This is a genomic window from Ornithinibacter sp. (assembly GCF_035443565.1).
Classification (GTDB): domain Bacteria; phylum Actinomycetota; class Actinomycetes; order Actinomycetales; family Dermatophilaceae; genus Fodinibacter.
On the sequence record NZ_DAORSO010000029.1, the window covers coordinates 1 to 6,526 of the forward strand.

Consider the following 6,526-nt stretch of genomic DNA (forward strand, 5'->3'; position numbering starts at 1 on the left):
GCGCGAGCTCGACGGGGTCGGCGTGCGGGACGCACTCCTGGAGTGCCTGCTCGCGCACGGGGTCGACGTCGCCGTTGCCGAGGTCGTGATGCCGGTGCTGCGCGAGGTCGGCGAGGGCTGGGAGCGCGGCGAGATGGGGGTCCTGCACGAGCACTTCGTCTCCAGCTCGTTCCGGGGGGTGCTCGGCGAAATGCGGGGGCCACTGCCGGGGCAGGTGTCGCGCACCGTGGTCCTGGCGTGCCCGCCGGGCGAGCTGCACGACCTGCCCCTGGAGCTGTTCGGGGCGATGCTGCACGCCCGGTCCTGGCGGGTGGTCAGCCTCGGCGCCAACACCCCGATGACCGCCGTCGCCGACGCGGTCCGCATTCTCGACGCCGACGCGTGCGTGCTCGCCGGGGTGCGCCGCTCGGTCTTCGAGTCCCGGATGCCGTCGCTCACCCGGCTCGGTCGCCGCGCCCCCGTCTTCCTCGCCGGCCAGGGGGCGGTGCGCCTGCCGGAACCGCCGCCCATGACGGTGGTGCTGCCCCCCGATCTGCGTGCCGCCGCGGACCTCGTCGACGAGGTCGCCCGCGAGTCGGCGGCCGGCTGAGGCTGCCCCGGCCGCCCGGCACCCCCTACCGTGGGGACATGCGGATCACCCACCTCGGACACGCCTGCCTGCTCGTCGAGATGGCGGACGTGCGCGTCCTCATCGACCCGGGCGCCTTCGTCGACGACTTCAGCGAGGCACACGACCTCGACGCCGTGATCGTGACCCATCGCCACCCCGATCACCTCGACCCGCAGCGGCTACCCGGCATCCTCGCCGACAACCCGAACGCGGCGGTGCTCTGCGACCCCGAGAGCGTGACGGCGTTCGCCGACCTCGGCGTCGAGGCGCGCGAGCACGGTGGCACCACGACCCGGATCGGTGGCGTCACGATCACCCCGTTCGGTGAGCAGCACGCGCTGATCCACGACGACCTGCCGCGCATCACCAACGTCGGCGTGCGTCTCGACGCCGACGGCGAGCCGTCGTTCTTCCACCCGGGTGACGCGTTGGATGCCGTGCCGGGTCAGGTCGACGTGCTCGCCTTCCCGCTCCAGGCGCCGTGGCAGCGCAGCCGTGACATGACGGCCTTCCTGCGCCGGTTCGGCGCACCGCACGCGGTGCCGATCCACGACGGGCTGCTCCAGCGACGGGGTCGCGACCTCTACCTGGGGCAGGCGGCGCAGCTCGGCTGCGCCGACACCCGCATCCACGACCTCGCCGGTGCTGGTCCAGTGGAGTTCCGCGAAGGCGCCTGACCTCGGTTGCCGGCCACCCGGCATCCGAATGTCGGTGAAGATCGTCGCTCAGACGACGGTTTTCACCGACGATCGCGCAGCCCCGGGCTCAGGTTGCGCAGCTCCGCGGCTCAGCTGGTGTGGCGACCGCGTTCCTGCTGGTAGCCGTTCGCGAGCACGGCCGCGCCGATGATGCCCGCGGCGTTGCGCAGCACCGCCGGCACGATGGGGGTGCGCAGGTCGAGCAGGGGCAGGAACTTGTCCGACTTCTTCGAGACGCCGCCACCGACGACGATGAGGTCGGGCCACATGAGGTCTTCGAGGTAGCGGTAGTAGCGCTGCAGGCGGGGAGCCCACTCCTCGTAGCTGAGGCCCTCAGCCGTCTTGATCGAGCTGGCCGCGACCGTCTCGGCGTCGACCCCGTCGATCTCGAGGTGGCCCAGCTCGGAGTTGGGCACGAGCACACCCCGGTTGATCACCGCGGTCCCGATCCCGGTGCCGAGGGTCGTCATGATGACGAGGCCGTCCTGGCCCTTGGCGGCGCCGTACGCGAGCTCGGCGACGCCAGCGGCATCCGCGTCGTTGACGACGACGACGTCGTGCTGGAGGCGGTCCTCGAGGAGCTTCTCGATCTCGCAGTTGATCCACGACTTGTGGATGTTCGCGGCGGTCTTCACGACACCGTGCTGCACGACGCCGGGCACCGTCACCCCGATCGGGGAACCGTCGTGCACCTCGTCGAACTGCTCGACGATCCGCGCGATGATGTCGCACACGGCTTCGGGCGTTGACTCGGCGGGGGTGTCGATCCGCACCCGCTCCTGCGCGAACTCGCCCTTGTCCAGGTCGACGGGAGCGCCCTTGATGCCGCTTCCGCCGACGTCGATGCCGAGGGGCAATGCTGTGCTCATGCTGCGTCTCCCTGGGTGAGGATCTCTGGACCGTGGTCGGTGACGAGGATCGTGTGCTCGAACTGTGCCGAACGTCGGCGGTCCTTCGTCACCACTGTCCACCTGTCGTCCCACATCTCCCACTCGGCGGTGCCGAGGTTGAGCATGGGCTCGACGGTGAAGGTCATCCCCGCCTCGATGATGGTGTCGTAGGCGGGTGCCGCGTCGTAGTGCGGGATGATCAGGCCGCTGTGGAAGGCCGACCCGATGCCGTGGCCGGTGAAGTCGCGCACGACGCCGTAGCCGAAGCGCTTGGCGTACGACTCGATGACCCGGCCGATGACGTTGACCGCCCGGCCCGGAACGGCGGCCCGGATGCCGCGCATCATCGCCTCGTGGGTGCGCTCGACGAGCAGGCGCGACTCCTCGTCGACGTCGCCCACGAGGTACGTGGCGTCGGTGTCGCCGTGCACGCCACCGATGTAGGCGGTGATGTCGATGTTGACGATGTCGCCGTCCTCGAGCGGGCGGCTGTCGGGGATGCCGTGGCAGATCACCTCGTTGACCGACGTGCACAGCGACTTGGGGAAGCCGCGGTAGCCCAGGGTCGAGGGGTAGGCGCCGTGGTCGAGCAGGTACTCGTGACCCACGCGGTCGATCTCGTCGGTGGTCACTCCCGGGGCGATGACGGCGGCCGCCGCAGCCATCGCGTTGGCGGCGATGCGACCGGCGACGCGCATCGCCTCGACGGTCTCGGCGTCCTTGACCTCCGAGCCGGTGAACTTCTCGGGGGCCGGCTGGTCGACGTACTCGGGTCGCGCGATGCTCGCCGGAACGGGTCGTCGAGGTGAGAGTGCACCAGGGGCCACGGGAGCGGTCGTCAACGGCATACGGTGGAGTCTAGGCAAAGCCCACCACCAAGGAGGATGGCGATGAAGTACTGGTACAACGTCGACACCGGTCAGGTCGAGACCGACGACACCCGCAGCCAGGACGCCACGGTCATGGGCCCCTACGACACCCACGACGCCGCGGCTGCTGCGCTGGAGACGGCGCGGGCCAACACCGAGCGCTGGGACGCCGAGGACCGCAAGTGGTCAGGTGGCGGTTCGTGGGACGAGGAGTCCCAGGAGGACTGACCCCGTTCAGCCGCCGGTGCGGCGGTGCACCGACACGGCATACGACCCACCGGCCACGAACGGCTCGCGGTCCCACGTCGCGTACCGGTTGATGAACGACAACCCGGCGGCCTCCGCGAGCCGGTCGTAGACGCGCAGGCTCACCGGCGCGGCGTTCTCGGGCAGTGCCGACCCCGACAGCCCGAAACCCGCCACGAGGTAGCCACCGGGCGCGAGGTGTGACGACAGCCGCTCGAGCACCGCGGCCAGCGTGCCGTCGGCGAGGTAGGGCACGACGTTGCCCGCCATCACCACGCAGTGGAACTCCTGCTCGGCGCGCAGGTTCAGGGTCGACAGGTCGGCGACGAAGAACCGCGTGTCGGCGTCCTCGCGGGCGAGCTCGATCAGGTGCTCGTCGGCGTCGACCCCGATCGCCGTGTGCCCGAGGCGGGTCAGCTTGCTCGCCACGCGCCCGAAGCCGCAGCCGGCATCAAGCACCCGTGACGGCGGAGGCGCCAACGTGGTGACGAAGCGCGCCTCGCCGTGGATGTCGGTGCCGGCCTCCTCGAGGTCGAGGAAGCGCTTGCGGTACTCGGCGGCTGCCTCGGGCCCGCTCTGCAGCGCTGACCAGCGCGTCGGGGACGGGGCGTTGGGCGTGTCAAGGGGCCACATGGTGGGTAGACGCTCTCTGTCGCAGCCGGGTGTCGGTGTCGTGGTTCAGGACTCGAAGGAGTGCTCGGATGCCGGGAACGTGCCGCCGGCGACGTCGGCGGCATACGCCGTGGCCGCGTCCGAGAGCGCCGTGCGCAGATCGGCGTACTTCTTCACGAACCGGGGGGCCCGTCCGCCGCGCAGCCCGGCCATGTCCTGCCACACGAGCACCTGGGCGTCGCAGTGCGGACCGGCGCCGATGCCGACGACGGGGATGCGCAGCGCCTTCGTGACGGCCTCGGCCGCAGGGGAGGGCACCATCTCGATGACGACGGCGAAGCACCCAGCGGCCTCGAGCGCGAGAGCGTCGTCCATGAGCTTGTCGGCCCCGGCCCCGCGACCCTGCACCTTGTACCCACCGAGCACGTGCTCGCTCTGGGGGGTGAAACCGATGTGGCCCATGACGGGGATGCCGGCGCGCACGAGCAGCTCGACCTCGGGCACCATCGCCGCCCCGCCCTCGAGCTTGACGGCGTGGGCCAGGCCCTCCTTCATGAAGCGGGTCGCGGTCGCCAGGGCCTGCTGCGGGCTGGCCTGGTAGGAGCCGAACGGCAGGTCGGCGACGACCATGGCCCGCTTGGCCGCGCTCGTCACCGCCCGGGTCAGCGGCACGAGGTGGTCGACGGTCACGGGGACGGTGGTCTCGAAGCCGTAGACGTTGTTGCCGGCGCTGTCACCGACGAGCAGCACGGGGATGCCGGCCTCGTCGAAGATCTCGGCGGTGTACATGTCGTAGGCGGTGAGCATCGCCCACTTCTCGCCCCGCTCCTTCATCTGGTGCAGGTGCGGCACCCGGATGCGCCGCTGCGGCGCCGCCTGGGCACCCGTGCCGTACGGGGCCGTGCCCTCCGGAGCGGGGGGCGGGGTGCCCGCGGGGGAGGCCACGGCATCCGGGCTGGTCGGCGTCGACTCGGTCATGGGCCGATCGTATGCCGCGGCGCCTCGCCTGACGCGGGGGTCGCGGATGTTCGGATGCCGGACGCGTGCCGACCTGTTACCCGCGCGACACACGGGTGCGGCAGGATTCGGCCCATGGACCGTCAGCAGGAGTTCGTCCTCCGCACCATCGAAGAACGCGACATCCGGTTCGTCCGGCTCTGGTTCACCGACGTGCTCGGCACGCTGAAGTCGGTGGCCATCGCCCCGGCCGAGCTCGAGGGAGCGTTCGCCGAGGGAATCGGCTTCGACGGCTCGGTCATCGAGGGCTTCGCCAGGATCTACGAGGCGGACATGCTGGCCAAGCCCGACCCCAGCACCTTCCAGGTGCTGCCGTGGCGCGGCGAGAGCCCCGGGACCGCGCGGATGTTCTGCGACCTGACCCTGCCCGACGGCACCCCCAGCATGGCCGACCCCCGGCACGTCCTGCAGCGGGCGCTGACCAAGGCCGCCGACCTCGGGTTCACGTTCTACACGCACCCGGAGATCGAGTTCTTCCTGCTCAAGCAGGGGTGGGTGCCCGGGACCAGGCCGGAGCCGATCGACCAGGCCGGCTACTTCGACCACGTGCCGCACGGCAACAGCCACGACTTCCGGCGCGCCGCCATCGGCATGCTCGAGGCGATGGGCATCTCGGTCGAGTTCAGCCACCACGAGGGCGCCCCCGGTCAGAACGAGATCGACCTGCGTTACGCCGACGCGCTCTCCACGGCCGACAACATCATGACCTTCCGGGCGGTCATCAAGGAGGTCGCCCTCGAGCAGGGCATCTTCGCCTCGTTCATGCCCAAGCCCTTCGCCGAGCACCCGGGGTCGGGCATGCACACCCACCTGTCCCTGTTCGAGGGGGACACCAACGCCTTCCACGAGCCCGGCGCGCCCTACCAGCTCTCGCGCACGGGACGGCAGTTCATCGCGGGCCTGCTCCACCACGGTGCTGAACTGACGGCCGTGACCAACCAGTGGGTGAACTCCTACAAGCGGCTCTGGGGAGGGGGAGAGGCACCGGCGCACCTCACGTGGGGCCACAACAACCGCTCGGCCATGGTGCGCGTGCCCATGTACAAGCCGAGCAAGGGCAACAGCACCCGGGTCGAGGTGCGCAGCATCGACAGCGCCTGCAACCCCTACCTGGCGTTCGCGGTGCTGCTCGCCGCCGGGCTCAAGGGCATCGAGGAGGGGTACGAACTGCCTCCCGAGACCGAGGACGACGTGTGGAGCCTCACCGACGCCGAGCGCAAGGCCATGGGCATCAAGCCGCTGCCCGCGAGCCTCAGCGACGCCATCAGCGTCATGGAGGGCAGTGAGCTCATCGCCGAGACCCTCGGGGAGCACACCTTCGACTTCTTCCTGCGCAACAAGCGGGCCGAGTGGGCCGACTACCGCAACCAGGTGAGTGCCTTCGAGCTCGACCGCTACCTGCCCCGCCTCTGACCGGCGCCGGGGTGAGCTCTCGCGGTCCCGGGTCGATCCCCGTCGCCATCGCGCGGCTGGGGTTCGACGATGCTGCTCGCGCGTTCAGCCTGTTGCAGGACCCGGCGCTCGCCGGCCTCATCCACTCCCGCGAGCACATCGAGGACCACGGGCTGGCCGCTGCGCTGGCCG

At 70.6% G+C, this 6,526-nt stretch carries 8 protein-coding genes; 4 read left to right on the top strand and 4 right to left on the bottom strand.

The features are described from left to right. Together PLL68_RS05250 and PLL68_RS05255 are read left to right on the top strand one after the other, a co-directional pair. Window positions 1–589: cobalamin B12-binding domain-containing protein (locus PLL68_RS05250; RefSeq protein WP_324532316.1), on the top strand; the 589-nt coding region annotated here is incomplete at its 5' end. 38 nt (window positions 590–627) lie between these two features. Then, window positions 628–1,287, top strand: coding sequence for an MBL fold metallo-hydrolase (locus PLL68_RS05255; protein WP_324532319.1), 660 nt, complete (start codon window positions 628–630; stop codon window positions 1,285–1,287). A gap of 110 nt (window positions 1,288–1,397) precedes the next feature. On the opposite strand, the gene ppgK is transcribed toward PLL68_RS05255, so the two are convergent. Both ppgK and map read right to left on the bottom strand, forming a co-directional pair. Beyond that, on the bottom strand, window positions 1,398–2,177 hold the full coding sequence (ppgK, locus tag PLL68_RS05260) for a polyphosphate--glucose phosphotransferase (RefSeq protein ID WP_324532321.1): 780 nt from the start codon (window positions 2,175–2,177) through the stop codon (window positions 1,398–1,400). Then, window positions 2,174–3,046 (bottom strand): type I methionyl aminopeptidase, encoded by an 873-nt coding sequence (gene map, locus PLL68_RS05265; RefSeq protein ID WP_324532323.1) that lies wholly within the window; start codon window positions 3,044–3,046, stop codon window positions 2,174–2,176. The genes ppgK and map overlap by 4 nt, the downstream gene beginning before the upstream one ends. Before the next feature lie 42 nt (window positions 3,047–3,088). Between map and PLL68_RS05270 the strand changes: the two genes are divergently transcribed. Beyond that, a complete protein-coding gene (locus tag PLL68_RS05270) occupies window positions 3,089–3,295 on the top strand; it encodes a methionine aminopeptidase (protein ID WP_324532325.1) in 207 nt (68 codons plus the stop codon). Window positions 3,296–3,301: 6 nt separating this feature from the next. On the opposite strand, the gene PLL68_RS05275 is transcribed toward PLL68_RS05270, so the two are convergent. After that, window positions 3,302–3,946 (bottom strand): class I SAM-dependent methyltransferase, encoded by a 645-nt coding sequence (locus PLL68_RS05275; protein WP_324532327.1) that lies wholly within the window; start codon window positions 3,944–3,946, stop codon window positions 3,302–3,304. Between the two features lie 45 nt (window positions 3,947–3,991). Then, window positions 3,992–4,903, bottom strand: coding sequence for a 3-methyl-2-oxobutanoate hydroxymethyltransferase (gene panB, locus PLL68_RS05280; RefSeq protein WP_324532329.1), 912 nt, complete (start codon window positions 4,901–4,903; stop codon window positions 3,992–3,994). A gap of 114 nt (window positions 4,904–5,017) precedes the next feature. Here panB and PLL68_RS05285 point away from each other — a divergent pair, with 114 nt between their 5' ends. Further along, entirely contained in the window at window positions 5,018–6,355 is a 1,338-nt protein-coding gene (locus PLL68_RS05285) for a glutamine synthetase family protein (RefSeq protein WP_159898810.1), read from the top strand. Window positions 6,356–6,526: the final 171 nt, after the last annotated feature.

Excerpts from the sequence above, each read along its gene's own strand:
- PLL68_RS05255 (WP_324532319.1), top strand. The coding sequence starts at position 628 with ATGCGGATCACCCACCTCGGACACGCCTGCCTGCTCGTCGAGATGGCG.
- ppgK (WP_324532321.1), bottom strand. The coding sequence starts at position 2,177 with ATGAGCACAGCATTGCCCCTCGGCATCGACGTCGGCGGAAGCGGCATC.
- map (WP_324532323.1), bottom strand. The coding sequence starts at position 3,046 with ATGCCGTTGACGACCGCTCCCGTGGCCCCTGGTGCACTCTCACCTCGA.
- PLL68_RS05270 (WP_324532325.1), top strand. The coding sequence starts at position 3,089 with ATGAAGTACTGGTACAACGTCGACACCGGTCAGGTCGAGACCGACGAC.
- PLL68_RS05275 (WP_324532327.1), bottom strand. The coding sequence starts at position 3,946 with ATGTGGCCCCTTGACACGCCCAACGCCCCGTCCCCGACGCGCTGGTCA.
- panB (WP_324532329.1), bottom strand. The coding sequence starts at position 4,903 with ATGACCGAGTCGACGCCGACCAGCCCGGATGCCGTGGCCTCCCCCGCG.
- PLL68_RS05285 (WP_159898810.1), top strand. The coding sequence starts at position 5,018 with ATGGACCGTCAGCAGGAGTTCGTCCTCCGCACCATCGAAGAACGCGAC.